This is a genomic window from Micrococcus sp. 63XJN7_6_ISO-PGPR-S23-444 (assembly GCF_058072765.1).
In genome coordinates this window covers 1,464,913-1,486,374 of the sequence record NZ_CM176516.1, presented here as the reverse complement: position 1 = coordinate 1,486,374, position 21,462 = coordinate 1,464,913, and the positions used below count along the sequence as shown (strand labels likewise).

Genomic DNA, 21,462 nt, shown 5'->3' with positions numbered 1-21,462 from the left:
TCCCGGTGACCTCCGAGCGGCGAATCGTGCGGACCAGGAGCGCTCTCCGGACATCGACCCGGACGTGACGGGCCAGGAGCTCGACCGCGGCACGCTCAAGGAGATCAACGGCCTTGACGAGCGTCCTGCCAGCTGGGTCGCCAAGCATCTCGTGATGGCCGGCCGCTACCTGGACGTCGACCCGGCGCTGGCGTTCCAGCACGCCCTCGCCGCGTCCCGCAAGGGCGGCCGCCTCTCACGCGTGCGCGAGGCAGTCGCGCTCACCGCCTACGCGGCGGGGGAGTACGCCGACGCGCTGCGCGAGTTCCGCACCTACCGGCGTATGACGGGCGATGACACCCACATCGCCGCGCAGGTGGATAGCGAGCGTGCCCTCGGCCGCACGGAGAAGGCCCTGCAGCTGGCCGCCGAGGTGGATGCCTCGCGTCTGGACCGGGCGGCGCGGGCCGAGCTGGCCATGGTCGTCTCCGGCATCCGCGAGGACGCCGGCGACCTCCAGGGCGCCCATGAGGCCCTGCAGATCCCGGAACTGGACCGGCGGCGCGGCTACCCCTTCTCTCCCCGGCTGTTCCAGCGTCAGGCCGACGTGCTGCTCGCCCTGGGGCGCCGCGACGAGGCTCGGCTCTGGGCGCGCGCCGTGCGCGTCGCGGAGAAGGCCCTCGGCGTGGGCGGGTTCGCGGACCCGGAGATCATCGACGTGGACACCGAGCCGGTCGAGGACCCCCGGGACCGCCGCCCGTCCCCCCGCGAACGGCGCCACGAGCGGTCTGCGGCCGAGGCCGGTGCGGAGCCGACGGCGGACGGATCCCCGGCCGAGGAGCCGGAGGCCGCCACGGAGCCGACCGAGGCGCCCCGGCCGGAGGCCGCCACGGAGCCGCCGGCCGCCGTCGACGCGCCGGACGAGGTCGACCCGAACCAGCTGTCGCTGTTCGACGCCCTCGAGGCCCCGGAGGCGGACGGTCGGTGAGCGCCACGTTCTTCGACGGTCACGACGGGCTGCTGTGCGACCTGGACGGCGTCGTCTACGCCGGAGGCGGCGCGATCGCCGGGGCGGTCGAGACGCTGTCGACGCTGCAGGAACGGGGCGTGCCGGTCGGGTTCGTGACGAACAACGCCTCCCGCGCGCCGGAGTCCGTGGCCGAGCATCTCCGCACGCTCGGGGTGCCCGCGCAGGCGGGGCAGGTCTTCGGCTCCGCACCGGCGGGCGTCGACCTGCTCGAGGAGACGCTGGGCCGCCGCACCGGTCGGGTGCTCGTGGTCGGCTCGGCGTACCTGCGCGCCGTGGTCGAGGAGCGGGGCTACGAGGTGGTCGCGTCCGCGGCGCAGCGTCCCGACGCGGTGATCCAGGGCTTCGACCCCGGTCTCGGCTGGGCCGATCTGGCGGAGGCGGCGTACGCCGTGCGCGCCGGGGCCACCTGGGTCGCCACCAACCTGGACACCTCGATTCCGCGCGCGGAGGGGATCGCCCCCGGCAACGGGGCCCTCGTCGAGGCGGTGGGCCGGGCCACCGGCACCGCGCCCGTCGCGGCGGGCAAGCCCGAGCCACGACTGTTCCGGACGGCGGCCGACGCCCTCGGCCTGGCCCGTCCCCTCGTGGTCGGCGACCGCCTGGACACGGACATCCGCGGCGGCAACGCGGCGGGGTTCGACACGGTGCTCGTCCTGACCGGCATCGACACGCGCGAGACCGCGGGCGCCGCCCCCGGGCCAGACCGGCCGACGTGGGTCCGTGCTCACCTGCCCGCTCTGCTCGCCGGCGGGGCCGAGGCCTCCGCGGACCCACGGCGTGGCTGAGACCGCACGCGCCGACGTCGCCCTGGCCGCTCGGGGCCTGGCACGCTCCCGCACGGAGGGCGCGGCGCTCATCCGCGCGGGACAGGTGCTCCTCGACGGCCGCCCGGTGCGCCGGCCCGCCGACCGCGTGGCCGCCGACGCCACCCTGCGCCTGCGCGACCCGGGCCCGCGGTACGTCTCCCGTGCGGCCCACAAGCTGGTCAGCGCACTCGAGGCGTTCCCGGACGTGGGCGTGGCCGGCCGCCGGGCGCTCGACGCCGGGGCCTCCACCGGCGGCTTCACCCAGGTCCTCCTCGAGCGGGGCGCTGAACGGGTGGCCGCCGTCGACGTGGGCCACGACCAGCTGGCCCCGCCCGTCCGGGCCGACCCTCGCGTCCTCGTGCGCGAGGGGCTCAACGTCCGCGACCTCACGGCCGAGGACATCGACGGTCCGGTGGACCTGGTGGTCTCCGACCTGTCCTTCATCTCGCTGCGTCTCGTCCTCGCCCCGCTCGCGGGCGTGTGCCGACCCGGCGCCGAGCTGCTGCTCATGGTCAAGCCCCAGTTCGAGGTCGGGCGGCGCGCTCTGCCGCGGACGGGCGTCGTGACCGATCCCGACGCCCGCCGCGACGCCGTCGCGGGGGTGGCCGCGGCCGCGCTGGGCGCCGGCCTCGCACCGCGCGGCCTTGCCCGATCCGGCCTGGCCGGCCAGGACGGGAACGCCGAGTTCTTCCTGCGACTCCGCCGTCCCGACGCCACCGCGGCCGACGACCCGGCTGGCGGGACGGGCCCGGCCACGCCCGCCGGCGAGAGCGCCGCCGGGTGGGTCCGGGGCGCGCACATCGACTGGTCCTGACCCCCGACCGGGGGACACCGCCCGTCCACGGGCGCGGGGCCACCGGTTCGCGCGTCCGGTCTCGTGGCTATCCTGGAGCGCAGTGCCCGGCACCCCGGCCCGCGGAAGGAACCATGCCCTACACCCCCGGACGTCGCGTCCTCGTCCTGACCCACACGGGCCGCGAGGACGCCATCAGCGCGGCGCTGCAGGCCACCCGCATGTTCGCGGAGGAGGGCCTGGTCAGCGTCATGCTCGAACAGGACGTGGCCGCCATCCGCGCGGCCGCGGGGGACCCCCCGGAGTTCGCGCCGGAGGCCCTCGGGGTCGACTGCGAGCTCGAGGACATCACCCTCGGCCTCGTCCTCGGCGGCGACGGCTCGGTGCTGCGGGCGGCCGACTTCGTCCGCGGCTACAACGTGCCGCTGCTGGCGGTGAACCTGGGCCACGTCGGCTTCCTCGCCGAGTCCGAGCGCACCGACCTGCACCGCACCGTCCAGGCGATCGCCTCGGAGTCCTACGTGGTGATCGAGCGCATGGCCCTGGACGTCGTCGTGCACGTGGAGGGCCGCGAGGTGGCCCGCACGTGGGCCCTCAACGAGGCCTCCGTGGAGAAGTCCCACCGGGAGCGGATGCTCGAGGTGGTCGTGTCCGTGGACAACTCGCCGCTGACGGCCTTCGGCTGCGACGGCGTCGTGCTGGCCACCCCCACCGGCTCCACGGCCTACGCCTTCTCCGGCGGGGGCCCTGTGGTGTGGCCCTCCGTGGAGGCCCTGCTGTGCGTGCCCATCAGCGCCCACGCCCTGTTCACCCGCCCCCTCGTGGTGGGTCCGCGCTCCACGATCGGCGTGGACGTGCTCACCCGCACCCGCGAGACCGGTGTGCTGTGGTGTGACGGCCGGCGCACCGTCGAACTGCCGCCGCAGGCCCGGATCGAGGTGTCCCGGTCGGCGGAGCCGGTGCGCCTGGCCCGTCTCAACCCGACTCCCTTCGCGGAACGGCTGGTGCGCAAGTTCCGGCTGCCCACGGACGGCTGGCGCGGCCCCGTCACCGCCCAGGAGCGGGCGGGCGTGCTCCACGCGGTGGAGACCGTCGAGCCGCGGCACGCGGGGCCGCGTCCCGACGTCGTCGAACCGGCCACCATGCCGCTGTCGGTGCTCTCGCCCGCGGACATCCAGCGCCACCGCGACCGCGGGGCGCGTCACCCCGGGGAGGACGCATGATCGACCATCTGAGGATCTCGGGGCTCGGCGTGATCGGCGAGGCCACCGTGGACCTGGACCCCGGCTTCACCGTCGTCACCGGTGAGACCGGCGCCGGCAAGACCATGGTGGTCACCGCCCTGGGCCTGCTGCTCGGTGCTCGCGCCGACGCGGGCGCGGTCCGCCGGGGCTCGTCCCGAGCCGTCGTGGACGCCGGCGTGCGCGTGGCCGCGGACCACGCGGCGCTCCGCCTGGCTCAGGAGGCCGGTGCGGTCGTGGACGAGGGCGACGACGGCACCCGCGACCTGGTCCTCAGCCGCAGCGTCACGGCGTCGGGGGAGGGCACACGCTCCCGCGCCGCGGCCGGCGGCCGTTCCGTGCCCGTGGGCCTGCTCTCCGAGATCGGGGCCACGCTCGTGGCCGTGCACGGGCAGAACGACCAGGTCCGCCTCCAGGGCGCCGACGCCCAGCGGCACGCCCTCGATGCGTTCGGCGGCGCCGAGCTCGCCGCGGCCCTGCGGGCCTACCGCGCCGACCACGCCGCCTGGGCCGCCGCGCGTCGGGAGCGCGAGGAGCTCACCACCCACCGCCAGGAGCGGGCCCGCGAGGCCGAGGCGCTCCAGCGCTCGCTCGAGGAGATCGACCTCGCCGACCCGCAGGAGGGGGAGGACGAGGAGCTGCGGGCTCTCATCCGCCGGCTCGAGGACGTCGAGGAGCTGCGTGCCGCCTCGGGGGAGGCGCACGCCCGACTGGCCGGCCCCGACGTGGACGCGATGGACGAGACCCCCGGCGCCGTCAGCCTCGTGGAGGGGGCGCGGCAGGCCGTGCTCGCCGCCCCCGGCGACGACCCCGAGCTCGCCGCCGCGGCCGCGCGCCTGGCCGAGGCCGCCGTCGTGCTCACGGACATCGCCGGCGACCTGGCCCGCTACACCGCTGACCTGGACGCCGACGCGGCCTCCGACCTCGACGCGGCCCAGTCGCGGCTGGCCGAGCTCACACGACTGCAGCGGCTCTACGGGCCGGAGCTCGCCGACGTGATCGACTGGGCCCGGACCCAGCGTCCGCGCCTGGACGAGCTGCAGGGCGACTCCGGCCGCCTCGAGGAGCTCGAGGCGGAGGTCGACCGGCTGGACGCCGCGCTGCGCGAGCGGGCCGCGACCCTCACCGCCCTGCGCACCGCGGCCGCCGAGCGGCTCGAGACCGCGGTGACCGAGGAGCTGCACGCCCTGTTCATGCCGGACGCCTCGTTCCACGTCGGGCTGACGCCGGTCGCCGGGGACGGTCTCGGCCCGTACGGCGCTGAGGACGTCACGCTCGCCCTGCGCCCCCACGCGGGCGTCGAGCCCCGGCCCCTGGGCCGCGGCGCCTCCGGCGGCGAGCTCTCCCGCGTGATGCTCGCCCTCGAGGTGGTCCTGGCCGCCACGGACCCGGTGCCCACCTTCGTGTTCGACGAGGTCGACGCCGGCGTGGGCGGTGAGGCCGCCGTGCGGATCGGGGCACGCCTGGCCCGGCTCGCCCGCCACGTGCAGGTCATCGCCGTGACGCACCTGCCCCAGGTCGCCGCCTATGCGGACCGGCACGTGCGGGTGGAGAAGAACTCGGATCCGGCCGCGGGTGTGACCACCTCCGACGTCGTGACCCTGACGGCCGACGAACGGGTCGAGGAGCTCGCCCGCATGCTCGCCGGCCGCGGGGACTCCGCGGCGGCCCGCGAGCACGCCCGGGAGCTGCTCGAGTCCTCCGCCCGCGAACGCGGCTGACCCGGTCCGCGGACGCCGCCCCGACATGAAAGGATCGCCCCATGCCTGAGATCCCCGCGTCCGCGGGACGCTCGCCCCTGCGCGACCTGCACGTCCCCCGCCCGGTGAAGAAGTCGAAGACCGTCTACGAGGGCCGAGTGTGGGACATCGCCCGGGAGTCGTTCCGCCTGGACCCGGCGGACAAGTCCCGGGATCCGCTGACCCGGGAGCTGATGGTGCACCCGGGCGCCGTGGCGATCCTCGCGGTCCGCACCAAGCTCACCACCACCGGCCCCCGCGAGCAGGTGGCCCTCGTCCGCCAGTACCGCCACCCCGTGGGCATGGAGCTGTGGGAGATCCCGGCGGGCCTGCGGGACGTGGACGGGGAGGACCTCCACCAGGTCGCCGTCCGTGAGCTGGCCGAGGAGGCCGACCTGCGCGCCCGCGAGTGGCACACCCTCGTCGACTACTACACGACCCCGGGCGGCTCCAGCGAGGCGATCCGCGTGTTCCTGGCCCGTCAGATCGAGGAGATCCCCGACGGCGAGCGGCACACCCGGCAGGACGAGGAGGCGGCCATGCCGCTCGTGTGGGTCGGCCTCGACGAGGTGACCGACGCCGTCCTGGACGGCCGGGTGCACAACCCGTCCACCGTCGTCGCCGTGCTGGCCCTGGGCGCCCACCGGGCCCAGGGCTGGCGACGCCTGCGTCCCGTGGACGCGCCGTTCGTCCCCGACCGCCACGGCCCCGGGGCGGACTGGCCCGCGTGAGCACCGACCCGGCCGCCCGGGGGAGCGGCGAGGCCGAGGCCCGTGGGAGCCGTGGGGGCCGGGGCGCGGAGTCCGCGCTCGCGGCCCCGTTCCGCCGCCACCTGGAGCACCTGGCCGTCGAGCGGGGCCTCGCCGCGAACACGCTGGCCGCCTACCGCCGCGACCTCGAGCGCTACCGCCGCTGGCTCGAAGCCCACGGGGTGCGCGCCCCCGCCGACGTCGACCCCGGCCACGTCTCCGGCTTCCTGCGGGCGCTGGGCACCGGCGAGGACGGCGGGCGGCCCCTCGCGGTCCGCTCGGCGGCCCGCGTGCTCGCGGCCGTGCGCGGCCTGCACCGGTTCTGGGCCCTCGAGGGACTCACGCCCGCCGACCCCGCCCGCGACGTCCACCCGCCGAAGCCGGGCGACCGCCTGCCGAAGGCGCTCCCCGTGGAGCAGGTGACGGCGCTGCTGGAGGCCGTGCCCGTCGACACCCCCGCCGGACTGCGGGACCGCGCGCTGCTCGAGTTCCTCTACGGCACCGGCGCCCGCATCTCCGAGGTGGTCGGCCTCGACGTCGACGACGTGGTGGGGCTCGCGCAGACCGGGGACGACGGCGGCCAGCCCGTGGTCCGCCTGTTCGGCAAGGGGTCCAAGGAGCGCGTGGTGCCGATCGGCTCCTACGCGGCCGCCGCGCTCGACGCATGGCTGGTGCGGGGACGGCCCACGATCATGACGGGAGTCACACGCTCCACGCCCGCCCTGTTCGTCAACGCCCGCGGGGGCCGGCTCTCCCGGCAGTCCGCGTGGGCCGTGCTGAAGCGGGCGGCCGAGCGCGCCGGCCTCGAGGCGGACGTCTCGCCCCACACCCTGCGCCACTGCTTCGCCACGCACCTGCTGGCCGGCGGCGCGGACGTCCGCGTGGTCCAGGAGCTGCTCGGGCACGCGTCCGTGACCACCACGCAGGTGTACACCCTCGTCACCGTGGACTCCCTGCGCGAGGTCTACTCCGCCGCGCATCCGCGCGCGCGCTGAGCCCCGCACCTGATACGCTCAAGATCCGTGGTGAAACGAACTTCTCGTACTCAGACGTCCACGCGCGTCACCCGTCACGTGTTCGTGACCGGCGGTGTCGCCTCCTCCCTCGGCAAGGGGCTCACGGCCTCCTCGCTCGGCCACCTGCTCAAGGCGCGCGGGCTCAGGGTGGTGATGCAGAAGCTCGACCCCTACCTCAACGTGGACCCGGGCACCATGAACCCGTTCCAGCACGGCGAGGTGTTCGTCACCGAGGACGGCGCCGAGACGGACCTGGACATCGGCCACTACGAGCGCTTCCTCGACGAGGACCTCGACGGCCTGGACAACGTGACCACCGGCCAGGTGTACTCCACCGTGATCGCCCGCGAGCGCCGCGGCGAGTACCTCGGGGACACCGTCCAGGTCATCCCGCACATCACCGACGAGATCTGCCGCCGGATGCGCCTGCCCGCGGAGCCCCGCGGCGACCGCCCCGCCCCGGACGTGATCATCACGGAGATCGGCGGCACCGTCGGCGACATCGAGTCGCAGCCCTTCCTCGAGGCCGCCCGCCAGGTCCGCCAGGACGTCGGCCGCGACGACGTCTTCTTCCTGCACGTCTCCCTCGTGCCGTACATCGGCCCCTCGCAGGAGCTCAAGACCAAGCCCACCCAGCACTCCGTGGCCGCCCTGCGCTCGATCGGCATCCAGCCGGACGCGATCGTGCTGCGCTCGGACCGGGCCGTCCCCGACGATGTCCGCGGCAAGATCGCCCGCATGTGCGACGTCCCGCAGGACGCCGTCGTCAACTGCGCCGACGCCCCCTCCATCTACGACATCCCCCGCGTCATCCACGACCAGGGCCTCGACGCCCACGTGGTGCAGTCCCTGGACCTGAAGTTCAAGGACGTGGACTGGACCGCGTGGGATGCCCTCATGGACGCCGTGCACCACCCGGAGCACGAGCTCACGGTGGCGCTCGTGGGCAAGTACGTGGACCTGCCGGACGCCTACCTGTCCGTCACCGAGGCGCTGCGCGCCGGTGGCTTCGCCCACCGGGCCAAGGTGGGCATCCGCTGGGTGGCCGCGGACGAGTGCGCCACCCCCGAGGGCGCGGCGGTGGCGCTCGCGGACGTCGACGCCGTGTGTGTGCCCGGCGGCTTCGGCGTGCGCGGGCTCGAGGGCAAGCTCGGCGCGCTGCGGCACGCCCGCGAGCAGCGGATCCCGACGCTGGGTCTGTGCCTGGGCCTGCAGTCCATGGTCATCGAGTACGCCCGCAACGTCCTCGGCCTGGAGGACGCGGACTCCACCGAGTTCGACCCGGAGACCGCCTCGCCCGTGATCGCCACCATGGCCGAGCAGGAGCAGATCGTGGCCGGCGAGGGGGACCTCGGCGGCACCATGCGCCTGGGCGCCTTCCCCGCGACCCTGCGCCCGGGCTCCGTGGTGGCCGAGGCCTACGGCACCACCGAGGTGACCGAGCGCCACCGCCACCGCTACGAGGTGAACAACGCCTACCGCGACCGCCTCGAGGAGGCCGGTCTCGCGATCTGCGGCACCTCCCCGGACGGCGCCCTCGTGGAGTTCGTGGAGCTGCCCCGGGACGTGCACCCGTACTACGTGTCCACGCAGGCCCACCCGGAGTTCTCCTCCCGGCCGACCCGCCCGCACCCGCTGTTCGCCGGCCTCGTCGCCGCCGGCCTGGCCCGCCGCGCCGACGCGGCGGCCCGGCGCTGAGGGGCCGACGACCGGCCCGACACAGTGGTCACGACACGCCGTCGCCGCGCCCGGCACGCGGCGTGTCGTGACCACTCTGCGAGGGCGTCGCACCGATGACGACACGACGACGGCGGGCCGCCCCACCCGGGGCGACCCGCCGTCGTCGTGCACGCGGCACCGCGCCGCGAGCGAATGGGGCGACGTGTCGGAGGTGATCTGCGTCTACACCTCCGACAAGTCGCCCCGACCGCCCCTCACGAGGCTCAGCCCGCCGGCAGCTCCCGCTGCTCGGGGCCGTCGTAGGCCGAGAGCGGGCGGATCAGCGCGTTCGCGGCGCGCTGCTCCATGATGTGGGCGGTCCAGCCCGTGATGCGCGAGGCGATGAACAGCGGGGTGAACATCTCCGTGTCGAAGCCCATCAGGTGGTAGGTCGGGCCGGCGGGGTAGTCGAGGTTCGGCTTGATCTGCTTGGCCTCGTCCATGGCCTGCTCCAGACCGTCGTACAGGCCGAGCATCTCCTCGCGGCCGTAGTGCTCGATCATCCGGTCCAGCGCGGCCTTCATGGTGGGCACGCGGGAGTCGCCGTTCTTGTAGACGCGGTGGCCGAAGCCCATGACCTTCTTCTTCTGGGCCAGGGCGTCCTCCATCCACGCCTTCGCTCGGGCGGCGGCGTCCTCACGGGACTCCTCCTTCCGGATGCCGATCTCGTCGAAGGTGTGCATCACGGCCTCGTTGGCGCCGCCGTGCAGGGGGCCCTTGAGCGCGCCGATCGCACCGGTCACGGCCGAGTGCAGGTCGGAGAGCGTCGAGGTGATCACGCGCGCGGTGAAAGTCGAGGCGTTGAACGAGTGCTCGGCGTACAGCACCATCGAGACGCGGAACGCGTCCACGACCTCCGGGGCGGCCTCCTCGCCGAACGTCATCCAGAGGAAGTTCTGCGAGTAGTCCAGGTCCTCGCGCGGCTCCACCACGTCCTGGCCGCGCCGGCGGCGCTGGTCGTAGGCGACGACGGCCGGGAACGCCGCGAACAGGGCCTGGGCCTTCTCCAGCTCGGCCTCGGGGGAGGAGTCCTCCGCCTTCGGGTGGTTCGCGCCGAGCACGGACACGGCGGTGCGTCCGACGTCCATGGGGTGGCAGTCGGTGGGCAGCAGGTCGATGGCCTGCTTCACCTTCGGGTCGAGGGCACGGTGCGCGCGCTCGAAGTGCTCGAACGCGGCCAGCTCCTCGTCCGTGGGCAGCTCGCCCGTCCAGAGCAGCAGCGCGACGGCCTCGAACGAAAGCTGCGCGGCCAGGTCCTGCACGGGGTAGCCGCGATACAGCAGGGAGTTCGTCTCCGGGTTGACCTTGGAGATCGCCGTGGTGTCCACGACGACGCCGGCCAGGCCCTTCTTGATCTCGGTCTCGGTCATGGTGTCCCTCCTCGGGGAGTGGGGCCCGCCCGCGCACGGGCGGGCCCGGTGACGGGTCAGAGGTCGGCGTGGTTGGCGCCGATGTCGAGCGTGGGCACGTCGAAGTTGAAGATGCCCGTGTCGAAGGCGTTGTAGCCCTCGTAGTCCACCAGCTCGTAGAGGCGGGCGCGGGTGAGCATCTGCTCCACCTGCGACTGCTGGGTGCCCTCCTCCTTGATGGCGTCGAGCACGCGCTCGGCGGCGCCCATCGCGGAGCGCAGCAGGGTGACCGGGTAGATCACCATCGCGATGCCGGCGTCCGCCAGCTGCCGGCGGGTGAACAGCTCGGACTTGCCGAACTCGGTCATGTTCGCCAGGACCGGGACCCCGAGGGGCTCCAGCTCGCGACACACGGTCTCGAACTCGCCGATGTCCTTCAGGGCCTCCGGGAAGATCGCGTCCGCACCGGCCTCCACGAGCGCCTTCATGCGGGCGATCGCGGCGTCCAGGCCCTCCACGGCACGCAGGTCGGTGCGCGCCATGATGAGGAAGTTCGGGTCCCGGCGGGCGTCGACGGCGGCGGCGATGCGCTTGACCGCGGTGTCGAGGTCCACCATGTTCTTGCCGTCGAGGTGGCCGCATCGCTTGGGGTTGAACTGGTCCTCGATGTGGCAGCCGGCCAGGCCGGCGTTCTCGAACTCCTGCACCGTGCGGGCCACGTTCATCGGCTCGCCGAAGCCCGTGTCCGCGTCGATGAGGCACGGCAGGTCCGTGAGGCGGGCGATCTGCCCGCCGCGCACGGCCACCTCGGTGAGCGTGGTCAGCCCGACGTCGGGCAGGCCCAGCTCGTTCGCGAGCACGCCGCCGGAGATGTACACCCCGGGGAAGCCCTTCTCCTGGATCAGCTTGGCGGTCAGCGGGGTGAACGCGCCCGGGAACTGCTGGGCGCCGCCCTGCTTCAGGGTCTGCCGCAGGTCGATCCGCTTCTGTTCGGCCGTCTTCGTCGAGTACAGCATCAGAACAGGCCCTTCGGGGCGGCGGCGAGGTCGGCCTCGGACAGGAACGCCGGGTCCGCCAGGATGTTCAGCTGGTCCAGCTCGCCGGGCTGCAGCTCGGCCACGCGCTCGGCGGCGGCCAGGAAGCGGTCCTGCTCCTCCTTCGAGACGATGCCCTCGGCCAGGGTGCGGAACTTCTGGATGTACTGCTCGCGGGCGAACGGCCGGGCGCCGAGCGGGTGGGCGTCGGCCACGGCGATCTCGTCGGTGATGACGGTGCCGTCCTTGAGGGTGATCTCCACCGCTCCGCCGAACGCCTTCTCCGCGAGGTCCAGCGAGTGGTAGCGGCGGGTCCACTCCGGGTCCTCCACGGTGGTCACCCGGTGCCACAGGGCCACGGTGTCCTCGCGCTGGGCGCGCTCGGGGGCGTAGGAGTCCACGTGGTGCCAGGAGCCGTCCTGCAGGGCCACGGTGAAGATGTAGGGGATCGAGTGGTCGAGGGTCTCGCGCGAGGCCGTCGGATCGTACTTCTGCGGGTCGTTGGCGCCCGAGCCGATCACGTAGTGGGTGTGGTGCGAGGTCTTGATCAGCACCGACTCGACGTTCGCCGGGTCGGTGGCCTCCGGGTGCTCCCTGTGGAGCTTGCGGGCCAGGTCGATCCAGGCCTGGGCCTGGTACTCGGCCGAGTGCTCCTTGGTGTAGGTGTCCAGGATGCCGCGCTTGGGCTCGCCCTGCTCGGGCAGCGGCACCTCGTAGGAGGCGTCCGGGCCGTCCAGCAGCCAGGCGATCACGCCGTCCTCGCCCTCGTAGATCGGGACGGGGGAGGTCTGGCCGCGCATGGCGCGGTCCACGGCCTCGACGGCCATCTTGCCGGCGAACGCCGGGGCGTGGGCCTTCCACGTGGAGATCTCGCCCTTGCGGGACTGGCGGGTGGCGGTGGTGGTGTGCAAGCCCTGGCCGATGGCCTGGAAGATGGTCTCGGTGTCCAGGCCGAGCAGGGTGCCGATGCCGGCGGAGGCGGAGGGGCCGATGTGGGCCACGTGGTCGATCTTGTGGCCGTACAGGTTGATGGACTTCACGAGGTCCACCTGGATCTCGTAGCCGGTGGCGATGCCGCGGATCAGGTCCTTGCCGGAGCGGCCGGTGTGCTGGGCGACGGCGAGGATCGGCGGGATGTTGTCGCCCGGGTGGGAGTACTCGGCGGCCAGGAACGTGTCGTGGTAGTCCAGCTCGCGGACGGCCACGCCGTTGGCCCATGCGGCCCACTCGGGGGAGACCTTCTGCTCCACACCGAACACGGAGGCGCCCGCACCGCCGGTGGAGACCGGGTGGGACAGGGCCTGGGCGCGGGCGGCGACGATCGGGCCGCGCTTCAGCGAGGCGACCGCGACGGAGGCGTTGTCGATGATCCGGTTGATGATCATCTCCTCGACCTCGGGCAGCACCTCGACGTCGTCGACGGCCACCTCGGCCAGCTTCCAGGCCAGCTGGTCCTTGCGCTCGAGGTTCTCCTCGGAGCGGTGCACGCGCACGTGATGGTTCTTCATGGTCGGTCTCCTTCGGTGGGGGTCAGCAGGGTCGGGGTCTCCTCGGCGCGGCCGCGCCGGGTCAGATGGTGGAAGGCGTGGTGCAGGTGGACCCGCGTGGTCGCCTCCGCGAGGTCTGCGGCGCCCGAGCCGACGGCGTCGGCGATGTCCGCGTGCTCCGCGGCGGAGGCCGCGAGGCGGGCCGGGTCGTCCGCGGCCAGTCGGCGCAGGCGCGCCAGGTGCAGGCGCAGGGTGCGCAGGGTGGAGACGAGGTAGGGGTTCGCGGCGGCCTCGTCCAGCCGGCTGTCCAGCTCGGCCGTCATCGCGTAGTAGTCCGCCGGGTCGGTCCCGCCGCGCAGGGCCGCCTCGGCCTCCTGGAAACGGCCCGCGAGGACCGTGAACCGCTCGGCCGCCTCCGGGGTGGCCCGCTGCGCGGCCCGGCGCGCCAGGAGGGACTCGAGGGCGATGCGCAGGTCGAACAGCTGGTCCGCCTGTTCGAGGGACACGTCGGCGACGACGATGCCCCGGCCCGGGGCCTGCTCGGCCAGGCCGTCGGCCACCAGGCGGGAGAGCGCCTCGCGCAGAGGGGTGCGCGAGATGCCCAGGCGCTCGGCCTGCTCCACCTCGCCCAGGCCCGCGCCCGGAGGGAGGGACCAGTCGAGGATCTCCGCCCTCAGGGCCTGGTACGCCCGCTCACTCGCTCGCATGCCGCCAGTGTATACACAACAGTCCCGCCGAGGGCAGGGGGTGTGTCCGATGCGCGTGCCGGGCGACGCCGTCTACGGGGAGCGTCGTCCGGCGTGCGGGGGCTGGGTGGTGCGTCCCCGGCGCGGGTCTCGCGCGTGCCGCCACGCCTCACTGACGGGGCACGAAATGTATACAGATCCCTTGCCCCCTGTGATCCACGGCACTACCCTGGGCGCATGGCGACCCACGATGCCCCCGCCGAAGACCGCCCCTCCGGCGCGTACGCCGACGCCCACGCCCGCTCCCTCCGCGACCCCGAGGGGTTCTGGCTCGACGCGGCGCGCGCCATCGACTGGACCGTCGCGCCCACGCGCGCCCTCGACGACTCCGCCGCGCCCCTGTACCGCTGGTTCCCGGACGGCGAGCTGAACACCGCCTTCAACTGCCTGGACCGGCACGTCGAGGCGGGCCGCGGGGACGCCGTCGCGCTGATCCACGACTCCGCGATGACCGGTGAGGTCACCCGCTACACGTACGCCGAGCTCACGGACGCGGTGGCCCGCCTGGCCGGCGCCCTGGCCGCGCGCGGCGTCGGCAAGGGCGACCGCGTCCTCGTGTACCTGCCGATGATCCCGCAGGCCCACATCGCGATGCTGGCGTGCGCGCGGCTCGGCGCGGTGCACTCCGTGGTCTTCGGCGGCTTCGCCCCGCGCGAGCTCGCCTCCCGCATCGACGACGCCGCCCCCGACGTCGTGCTCACCTGCTCCGGCGGCATCGAGCCCAAGCGCCGGGTCGAATACCTGCCCGCCGTGGCCGAGGCGCTCGAGACCGCCGCGCACCCCGTGCGCACGGTGCTGGTCCACCACCGCGAGGGCTTCGAGACCGCGCTCGCGGACGCCGACGGGCGCGGGGGCGCGAGCTGGGAGGACTGGGGCGAGGCCGTCGCGGCCGCCGAGCCGGCCGACTGCGTCCCGGTGCAGGCCACCGACCCGCTGTACGTGCTCTACACCTCGGGCACCACGGGCAAGCCGAAGGGCGTCGTCCGGGACAACGGGGGCCACGCCGTCGCCCTGCGCTGGACCATGGAGCACATCTACGACGTCGGTCCGGGGCAGGCGATGTGCACGGCCTCGGACGTGGGCTGGGTCGTGGGGCACTCCTACATCGTCTACGGCCCGCTGCTGGCCGGGGCCACCACGGTCATGTACGAGGGCAAGCCCGTGGGCACGCCCGACGCCGGCGCGTTCTGGCGGCTGATCGAGGACCACGGCGTGCGCTCCTTCTTCACGGCCCCCACGGCGCTGCGCGCGATCCGCCGCGCCGACCCCGAGGGCGAGCTGCTCAAGGACCACGACCTGTCCTCCCTGCGGCACTTCTTCGCCGCGGGCGAGCGCCTGGACCCGGAGACGCAGCGGTGGATCGAGGGCCTGCTGGGCATGCCGGTGATCGACCACTGGTGGCAGACCGAGACCGGGTGGGCCATCGCGGCGAACCCGGTGGGCCTGGAGCAGCTGCCGGTGAAGATCGGCTCGTCCTCGGTGCCCTCGCCGGGCGTCGATCTCGTGGTCCTGGACGGCCTGGGCGAGCCCGTGCCCGCCGGGACCGAGGGCAACATCGCCCTGCGGCTGCCGCTGCCCCCGGGCACCCTGCCCACCCTGTGGCGCGACGACCAGCGCTACATCGACTCCTACCTCAGCGCGTTCCCTGGCCATTACGCGACCGGTGACTCCGGCCTCGTGGACGAGGACGGCTACGTGTTCGTGCTCGGCCGCACCGACGACGTCATCAACGTCTCCGGGCACCGGCTGTCCACGGGCGTCCTCGAGGCCGCCCTGGCCGCCCACCCGGCGGTGGCCGAGTGCGCCGTGATCGGCGTCGCGGACCCGCTCAAGGGCCAGCGACCCTCGGGCTACGTGGTCCTCAAGTCCGGCGTCGAGACGCCCGAGCCCGGCTCAGAGGCCGAGGCCGCGCTCCTGGACGAGCTGCGCCAGGCGGTGCGCCGCGAGGTGGGTCCGGTGGCGGACTTCCGCGACGTCGTCGTGGTGGACGCGCTGCCCAAGACCCGCTCCGGCAAGATCCTGCGCAAGACCATGCGTCAGATGGCCGACGGCGAGGAGTACGCGGTGCCCTCGACCATCGAGGACCCCGCCGTGCTCGACACGCTGGCCGGCCTGCTGCGCCCGGCGGGCTGAGCGCCGCCGTCGTCCCGGGAACGCCAGGCACTAGGGTGGGGGAAGATCCGGACACGCCGACGACGGCGGCCGCGGCGCGCCGCGGTCCGCGGCCGGGCGTGCAGACCACCGTGGAAGGAGCCGGCACCGCCGTGACCTCGAGAGAACCGATCCCCGTGATGACCATCCACGGCGAGCCCGTGCTCGGGCCCACCGGTCGGCCCAAGCACGACTTCCCCGAGCCCGCGCCCCTGACCTCGCACGGCCCGGCGCGGATCATCTCGATGGTGAACCAGAAGGGCGGCGTCGGGAAGACGACCTCCACCATCAACCTCGGCGCCGCGCTCGCGGGCTACGGGCGCAAGGTGCTCATGGTGGACTTCGACCCCCAGGGCGCCCTCTCGGCCGGCCTGGGCACGAACCCCCACGAGCTCGACACCACGGTGTACAACGTGCTCATGGAGCGGTCGGTGACCGCGAAGGACGCGATCCTGTCCACCGACTTCGAGAACATGGACCTGCTGCCGGCGAACATCGACCTGTCCGCGGCCGAGGTGCAGCTCGTCAACGAGGTGGCGCGCGAGCAGGTCCTCGAGCGCGCGCTGCGTCAGGTCCGCGATGACTACGACGTGGTCCTCATCGACTGCCAGCCCTCGCTGGGCCTGCTGACCGTGAACGCGCTGACGGCCTCGCACGGCGTGATCATCCCGCTGACGGCCGAGTTCTTCGCGTTGCGCGCGGTCGCGCTCCTCGTCGAGACGATCGAGAAGGTGCAGGACCGGCTCAACCCGGACCTGGAGATCGACGGCGTGCTCGCCACCATGTTCGACCAGCGCACCCTGCACTCCAAGGAGGTCGTGGGCTCGCTCGTGGCCGGCTTCGGGGACCGCGTGTTCGAGACCGTCATCAAGCGGTCCATCAAGTTCGCCGACGCCACGGTGGCGGCCACGCCCATCACCCTGTTCGCCGAGAACCACGACGGGGCCAAGGCCTACCGGCAGCTCGCCCGTGAGCTGATCTGCCGCGGCGGCGCGCCGTGACCGTCCGCTGAGCGCCGACGACGCCGGCCCGGTCCCGTCGCGGGACCGGGCCGGTTCTCTGCGCGCTCACGGCCGGGGGAGCGGTGGCCGGGAGACGCGACGCCGCCGATCTGCGAGAATGGAGTCGGGCGTGTCCGTCTCCGGGCCGTCCCTCACCCCCCTGACCCGTCCGCCGCCGGCCCGACCGGCGCCGTTGACGCGCACCCGAAAGGACGCCCTCCCATGAACTCCCGCAAGCCGCGAGGCTCCGGACGCACCCCCGCCGTCGGTCGACGGGGCGGCCCGTTCCAGGAGCGCGATTTCCAGCGACAGATCGGTGCCCGCCGCGGCGCCGCCGGCCCCCGCGAGGAGGCCCCCTTCGACGAGGACGCCGTGCCGCGCACCCGCGGTCGCCGCGGCCGCGGCGCCGGAGCCGCCCGGGCCAAGGCCGCCCACCTCGACCGCATCCACGACGAGTCGGGCGAGCGCCTGCAGAAGGTGCTGGCCGCGGCGGGTGTGGCGTCCCGGCGCGTGAGCGAAGACCTCATCGCGGAGGGCCGCGTGGAGGTGGACGGCGTCGTCGTCACCGAGCCCGGCGTGCGCGTGGACCCGGCCACGGCCGTGATCCGGGTGGACGGCATCTCCGTGCAGACGGACGTGACCAAGCAGTACTTCGTCTTCAACAAGCCCCGCGGCGTGATCTCCACGATGGTGGACCCGGAGGGCCGGCCCTCGATCGCCACCTACCTCAAGCCCGGGCAGGAGCACCTGTTCCACGTGGGCCGTCTGGACAACGAGACCGAGGGCCTGCTCATCCTCACCAACGACGGTGAGCTGGCCAACCGCCTCACCCACCCCAGCTACGAGGTCCCCAAGACCTACGTCGTGCAGACCCGCGGCCCGCTGGCCAAGGGCGTCTCCAACCGGCTGCGCGAGGGCGTGGAACTGGAGGACGGCGTGGCGCAGGTCGACTCGTTCAAGCTCGTCGACTCGACGCCGGGCCACGTGCTCGTCGAGGTCGTGCTGCACTCGGGCAAGAACCGCATCGTGCGTCGCATGTTCCAGGAGATCGGCCACCCGGTCGAGCGGCTCGTCCGCGTCAAGGTGGGCCCCATCCTGCTGGGCGACCAGAAGCAGGGCACCGTCCGCGCACTCAACGCGCAGGAGCTGGGCCACCTCAAGGCCCTGGTCGGCCTGTGAGCGCGCCCGCCGAGTCCGCCGCCAAGCTCGGTGACGGCCCGGCCGGGATCCCGCAGCCCGTGCTCGTCCGGGGGACCGGTCTGCTGGGCGCCTCGATCGGCATCGGGCTGAGCGCGGCCGGTGTGGACGTGCGCCTGCACGACCCCTCGCCCGCCGCCCTGGCCGTGGCCGCGGACATCCGCGCCGGACGCCCCGCCCGCCTGGACGCCGAGGGCGACGACCTCGACGTCGCCCCGGGACTCGTCGTTGTGGCCGCGCCGCCGGACGTGACCGCCGACGTCGTGGTCGACTCGCTGCGCCGCTGGCCCGCGGCCGTGGTGGTGGACATCGCCTCGGTGAAGGAGGCGGTCGCCGCGGGCGTGCGCGCTGCCGTCGACGACGGCCGCCTGGCCCCGCAGGACGCCGACCGGTACCTCGGGACGCACCCGATGGCCGGCTCCGAGCGGTCCGGTCCCGTGGCGGCCCGCGGCACCCTGTTCACGCAGGCGCCGTGGGTGCTGTGCCCGACGGACACGACGCACCCGGGCGCCCTCGCGGCCGGTCGGGCGCTCGCGCGGACGCTGCAGGCCACCCCGTACCGGATGGCGGCCCGCGCCCACGACGAATCGGTCGCGCTGATCTCGCACCTGCCGCAGATCGCCGCCTCGCTCGTGGCCTCCCGCCTGCAGGACACCCCGGACCAGGCGCTCGCCCTGGCCGGCAACGGGCTGCGGGACACCACCCGGATCGCGGCGTCGGACCCGCAGCTGTGGGTGCAGATCCTCTCCGGCAACGCCGGGCGGATCGTGCCGGCGCTGCACGGGCTGCGGGCGGACCTGGACCGGCTGATCCGCACCCTGGAGGACCCCTCCGCCCCCGGGGCGCGGCTGGACATGGCGCAGCTGATCGCCGAGGGCAACGCCGGTCGGGCACGGGTGCCCGGCAAGCACGGGGCGCCGCCGCAGGCGTTCGCGGTGGTCACGGTGATCGTGGACGACGCCCCCGGGCAGATCGCGGCCCTCCTCGACGAGGTCGGCCGCACGGACGTGAACGTGGAGGACCTGCGGCTCGAGCACGCCTCGGGCCACCGGGTCGGCATGGTGGAGATCTCCGTGCTGCCCGGCCGCAGGGACGAACTCGTGGCGGCGCTGACCGCCGCCGGATGGAAGGTGGTCTGAGATGACCGAGCACACCCGCGACGACGTCGCACCCGCCCCGCTCGTAGTGGCGGTGGACGGGCCCTCGGGCTCGGGCAAGTCGTCCGTGTCCAAGGCCGTGGCCCGGCGTCTCGGCGCCGCATACCTGGACACCGGCGCCATGTACCGCGCCGTGGCGTGGCACTGCCTGCACGAGGGCGTCGACCTGGCCGACGCGGAGGCCGTGGCGGCGGCCGCCGTCGCCATGGACCTGGACCAGTCCACCGACCCGGACGTCGAGGCCGTGCGGGTCGGCGGCACGGACGTCACCGAGGCGATCCGCGGCCCCGAGGTCACGGACACGGTCTCCACCGTCGCCGTGGTCATCCCGGTGCGCGAGGAGCTGCACCGTCGCCAGCGGGCGGCGATCGCTGCCGCGGGCCGGATGGTCGCCGAGGGCCGCGACATCACCACGGTGGTGGCCCCGGACGCCCACGCGCGCGTGCTGCTCACGGCCTCCGAGGCCGTGCGCACCGCCCGCCGCTCAGGCCAGCTGACCGCGGCGGGGGAGCCCGGCGTCGACGCTGGCACGCTGCACCGCCAGGTGGCCGGGCGCGACGCCCGCGACGCCACCGTGTCCACGTTCGACCGCCCCGCCGACGGGGTGGCGCTCGTGGACTCCACCGAGCTCGACTTCGAGCAGACCGTGGCGGCCGTCCTGGCCGCCGTCGAGGACCAGGCCGGCATCCCGGCCGTGAAGGGAGGCCGACGATGACCGAGAACCCCCAGCACCGCTCCGGTGAGGACGAGTTCGTCCCCGCCGGCGACGATCAGGTGGCCGAGCGGCTCGCCGCCATGACCGAGGAGGAGGCCGAGGCGCGTGCCGCGTCGTTGCGCGCCGGCCTGGCCGACTACGAGCTCGAGGAGGACGACGCCGCCCTCCTCGACGCGTGGCAGCTCGGGCCCGACGAGGACGTCGACGCGCCCGTGCCGCCCGTGCTGGCCATCGTGGGCCGGCCGAACGTCGGCAAGTCCACGCTCGTCAACCGCATCATCGGCCGCCGTGAGGCCGTCGTGGAGGACATGCCCGGCGTGACGCGCGACCGCGTCTCCTACGACGCCGAGTGGAACGGCCGCGAGTTCACCGTGGTGGACACCGGCGGCTGGGAGCACGACGCCAAGGGCATCCACCGTCGCGTGGCCGAGCAGGCAGAGCTGGCCGTGGACGTGGCGGACGCCGTCGTGTTCGTGGTGGACGCCACCGTCGGCATGACGGCCACGGACGAGGCCGTGGTCTCGATGCTGCGCCGCAAGGACCGCCCGGTGATCGTGGCCGCCAACAAGGTGGACGACATGGTCCAGGAGGCCGACGCCGCCACCCTGTGGTCGCTCGGCTTCGGCTACCCGTACCCGGTGTCCGCGGTGCACGGCCGCGGCGTCGCGGACCTGTTGGACGCCGCGCTCGAGGCGCTGCCGGAGGAGTCCGCCCACGGCGGTCTCGTGCCGCGCGGCGGCCCGCGCCGGATCGCCCTCGTGGGCCGGCCGAACGTGGGCAAGTCCTCGCTGCTGAACAAGCTGGCCGGCTCGGACCGCGTGGTGGTGGACGACCTGGCCGGCACCACGCGCGACCCCGTGGACGAGCTCGTGGAGCTCGGCGGACGGCTGTGGCGCTTCGTGGACACCGCCGGCATCCGTCGACGGCAGCACATGGCCCACGGCGCCGACTACTACGCGTCGCTGCGCACGGCCTCCGCCCTGGACCGCGCGGAGGTGGCCGTGGTGCTGCTCGAGGCGCCGCACGTGATCTCGGAGCAGGACGTGCGCATCCTCCAGATGGTGCTGGACTCCGGTCGCGCCCTCGTGATCGCGTTCAACAAGTGGGACCAGGTGGATGAGGATCGGCGGCTCCAGCTGGCCAAGGAGATCGAGCGGGACCTGGCGCACGTCGCGTGGGCGCCGCGCGTGAACATCTCCGCGAAGACCGGCTGGCACAAGGACCGTCTCGTCCCCGCGCTGGACCTCGCCCTGGACTCATGGGACACCCGCATCCCCACGGGCAAGCTCAACGCGTTCCTCGGCGAGCTCGTGGCGGCCCACCCGCACCCGCTGCGCGGCGGCAAGCAGCCCCGCATCCTGTTCGCGACCCAGGTCTCGAGCCGGCCGCCCAAGTTCGTGCTGTTCACCACCGGGTTCCTGGACCCCGGGTACCGCCGGTTCATCGTGCGCCGCCTGCGCGAGACCTTCGGGTTCGAGGGCACGCCCCTCGAGATCGGGATGCGCGTGCGCGAGAAGCGCGGTCGCCGCCGCTGATCCGGCTCTGCCCCGACG

18 protein-coding genes are annotated in these 21,462 nt (G+C 74.1%); 14 read left to right on the top strand and 4 right to left on the bottom strand.

All coding sequences use genetic code 11. From position 1 onward, the window contains the following. Positions 1–64 precede the first annotated feature (64 nt). From AC3RJ9_RS06785 to pyrG, 8 genes are all read left to right on the top strand, one after another. A complete protein-coding gene (locus tag AC3RJ9_RS06785) occupies positions 65–967 on the top strand; it encodes a hypothetical protein (RefSeq protein ID WP_233569931.1) in 903 nt (300 codons plus the stop codon). After that, the gene (locus tag AC3RJ9_RS06780; RefSeq protein WP_123244153.1) at positions 964–1,794 is read left to right on the top strand and encodes an HAD-IIA family hydrolase; all 831 of its coding nucleotides are present in this window, start codon (positions 964–966) and stop codon (positions 1,792–1,794) included. The genes AC3RJ9_RS06785 and AC3RJ9_RS06780 overlap by 4 nt, the downstream gene beginning before the upstream one ends. Then, complete coding sequence (locus AC3RJ9_RS06775; protein WP_123244154.1) at positions 1,787–2,629, top strand: TlyA family RNA methyltransferase; 843 nt, start codon at positions 1,787–1,789, stop codon at positions 2,627–2,629. Before AC3RJ9_RS06780 ends, AC3RJ9_RS06775 begins: the two co-directional genes overlap by 8 nt. A gap of 113 nt (positions 2,630–2,742) precedes the next feature. Continuing rightward, entirely contained in the window at positions 2,743–3,831 is a 1,089-nt protein-coding gene (locus tag AC3RJ9_RS06770; RefSeq protein ID WP_065573206.1) for an NAD kinase, read from the top strand. Beyond that, positions 3,828–5,570 (top strand): DNA repair protein RecN, encoded by a 1,743-nt coding sequence (gene recN / locus AC3RJ9_RS06765; RefSeq protein ID WP_061866978.1) that lies wholly within the window; start codon positions 3,828–3,830, stop codon positions 5,568–5,570. Before AC3RJ9_RS06770 ends, recN begins: the two co-directional genes overlap by 4 nt. 41 nt (positions 5,571–5,611) lie before the next feature. Next, entirely contained in the window at positions 5,612–6,319 is a 708-nt protein-coding gene (locus AC3RJ9_RS06760) for an NUDIX domain-containing protein (protein WP_041102685.1), read from the top strand. Next, positions 6,316–7,332 (top strand): site-specific tyrosine recombinase XerD, encoded by a 1,017-nt coding sequence (gene xerD, locus AC3RJ9_RS06755; RefSeq protein ID WP_036315732.1) that lies wholly within the window; start codon positions 6,316–6,318, stop codon positions 7,330–7,332. Before AC3RJ9_RS06760 ends, xerD begins: the two co-directional genes overlap by 4 nt. 9 nt (positions 7,333–7,341) lie before the next feature. Further along, positions 7,342–9,051 carry a CTP synthase gene (pyrG, locus tag AC3RJ9_RS06750; protein WP_078025592.1) on the top strand — a complete coding sequence of 570 codons (1,710 nt, stop codon included), beginning with the start codon at positions 7,342–7,344 and terminating at the stop codon, positions 9,049–9,051. Positions 9,052–9,296: 245 nt separating this feature from the next. Here the strand turns inward: pyrG and AC3RJ9_RS06745 are convergent, their stop codons facing one another. The 4 genes from AC3RJ9_RS06745 to AC3RJ9_RS06730 are packed head-to-tail and all read right to left on the bottom strand — an operon-like array spanning position 9,297 to position 13,649. Continuing rightward, positions 9,297–10,442 (bottom strand): bifunctional 2-methylcitrate synthase/citrate synthase, encoded by a 1,146-nt coding sequence (locus AC3RJ9_RS06745; RefSeq protein WP_119217225.1) that lies wholly within the window; start codon positions 10,440–10,442, stop codon positions 9,297–9,299. A 56-nt stretch (positions 10,443–10,498) separates the two neighbouring features. Then, a complete protein-coding gene (gene prpB, locus AC3RJ9_RS06740) occupies positions 10,499–11,437 on the bottom strand; it encodes a methylisocitrate lyase (protein ID WP_123244155.1) in 939 nt (312 codons plus the stop codon). Continuing rightward, positions 11,437–12,963, bottom strand: coding sequence for an MmgE/PrpD family protein (locus tag AC3RJ9_RS06735; protein WP_036315722.1), 1,527 nt, complete (start codon positions 12,961–12,963; stop codon positions 11,437–11,439). The genes prpB and AC3RJ9_RS06735 overlap by 1 nt, the downstream gene beginning before the upstream one ends. Further along, positions 12,960–13,649 (bottom strand): GntR family transcriptional regulator, encoded by a 690-nt coding sequence (locus AC3RJ9_RS06730; RefSeq protein ID WP_123244156.1) that lies wholly within the window; start codon positions 13,647–13,649, stop codon positions 12,960–12,962. The genes AC3RJ9_RS06735 and AC3RJ9_RS06730 overlap by 4 nt, the downstream gene beginning before the upstream one ends. Before the next feature lie 216 nt (positions 13,650–13,865). On the opposite strand from AC3RJ9_RS06730, the gene AC3RJ9_RS06725 reads away from it, so the two are divergent. The 6 genes from AC3RJ9_RS06725 to der all read left to right on the top strand — a co-directional run bounded on the left by AC3RJ9_RS06725 (position 13,866) and on the right by der (position 21,444). Continuing rightward, complete coding sequence (locus AC3RJ9_RS06725) at positions 13,866–15,821, top strand: AMP-binding protein (protein ID WP_060974059.1); 1,956 nt, start codon at positions 13,866–13,868, stop codon at positions 15,819–15,821. A 158-nt stretch (positions 15,822–15,979) separates the two neighbouring features. Next, entirely contained in the window at positions 15,980–16,840 is an 861-nt protein-coding gene (locus tag AC3RJ9_RS06720; RefSeq protein ID WP_060974064.1) for a ParA family protein, read from the top strand. A gap of 222 nt (positions 16,841–17,062) precedes the next feature. Beyond that, a complete protein-coding gene (locus AC3RJ9_RS06715; RefSeq protein WP_060974060.1) occupies positions 17,063–18,019 on the top strand; it encodes a pseudouridine synthase in 957 nt (318 codons plus the stop codon). Continuing rightward, positions 18,016–19,176, top strand: a complete 1,161-nt coding sequence (locus AC3RJ9_RS06710) for a prephenate dehydrogenase (RefSeq protein ID WP_020628100.1) — start codon at positions 18,016–18,018, stop codon at positions 19,174–19,176. The genes AC3RJ9_RS06715 and AC3RJ9_RS06710 overlap by 4 nt, the downstream gene beginning before the upstream one ends. Position 19,177: 1 nt before the next feature. Beyond that, on the top strand, positions 19,178–19,909 hold the full coding sequence (gene cmk / locus AC3RJ9_RS06705) for a (d)CMP kinase (RefSeq protein ID WP_123244157.1): 732 nt from the start codon (positions 19,178–19,180) through the stop codon (positions 19,907–19,909). Next, positions 19,906–21,444: a ribosome biogenesis GTPase Der gene (der, locus tag AC3RJ9_RS06700; protein WP_123244158.1), complete on the top strand. Its 1,539-nt coding sequence runs from the start codon at positions 19,906–19,908 to the stop codon at positions 21,442–21,444. The genes cmk and der overlap by 4 nt, the downstream gene beginning before the upstream one ends. The last annotated feature ends 18 nt before the right edge of the window (positions 21,445–21,462 follow it).

What these genes read in the sequence shown, in the direction of transcription:
- AC3RJ9_RS06770 (WP_065573206.1), top strand. Translation starts at nt 2,743, where the DNA reads ATGCCCTACACCCCCGGACGTCGCGTCCTCGTCCTGACCCACACGGGC.
- recN (WP_061866978.1), top strand. Translation starts at nt 3,828, where the DNA reads ATGATCGACCATCTGAGGATCTCGGGGCTCGGCGTGATCGGCGAGGCC.
- AC3RJ9_RS06760 (WP_041102685.1), top strand. Translation starts at nt 5,612, where the DNA reads ATGCCTGAGATCCCCGCGTCCGCGGGACGCTCGCCCCTGCGCGACCTG.
- AC3RJ9_RS06745 (WP_119217225.1), bottom strand. Translation starts at nt 10,442, where the DNA reads ATGACCGAGACCGAGATCAAGAAGGGCCTGGCCGGCGTCGTCGTGGAC.
- prpB (WP_123244155.1), bottom strand. Translation starts at nt 11,437, where the DNA reads ATGCTGTACTCGACGAAGACGGCCGAACAGAAGCGGATCGACCTGCGG.
- AC3RJ9_RS06735 (WP_036315722.1), bottom strand. Translation starts at nt 12,963, where the DNA reads ATGAAGAACCATCACGTGCGCGTGCACCGCTCCGAGGAGAACCTCGAG.
- AC3RJ9_RS06730 (WP_123244156.1), bottom strand. Translation starts at nt 13,649, where the DNA reads ATGCGAGCGAGTGAGCGGGCGTACCAGGCCCTGAGGGCGGAGATCCTC.
- AC3RJ9_RS06725 (WP_060974059.1), top strand. Translation starts at nt 13,866, where the DNA reads ATGGCGACCCACGATGCCCCCGCCGAAGACCGCCCCTCCGGCGCGTAC.
- AC3RJ9_RS06720 (WP_060974064.1), top strand. Translation starts at nt 15,980, where the DNA reads ATGACCATCCACGGCGAGCCCGTGCTCGGGCCCACCGGTCGGCCCAAG.
- AC3RJ9_RS06715 (WP_060974060.1), top strand. Translation starts at nt 17,063, where the DNA reads ATGAACTCCCGCAAGCCGCGAGGCTCCGGACGCACCCCCGCCGTCGGT.
- cmk (WP_123244157.1), top strand. Translation starts at nt 19,178, where the DNA reads ATGACCGAGCACACCCGCGACGACGTCGCACCCGCCCCGCTCGTAGTG.
- der (WP_123244158.1), top strand. Translation starts at nt 19,906, where the DNA reads ATGACCGAGAACCCCCAGCACCGCTCCGGTGAGGACGAGTTCGTCCCC.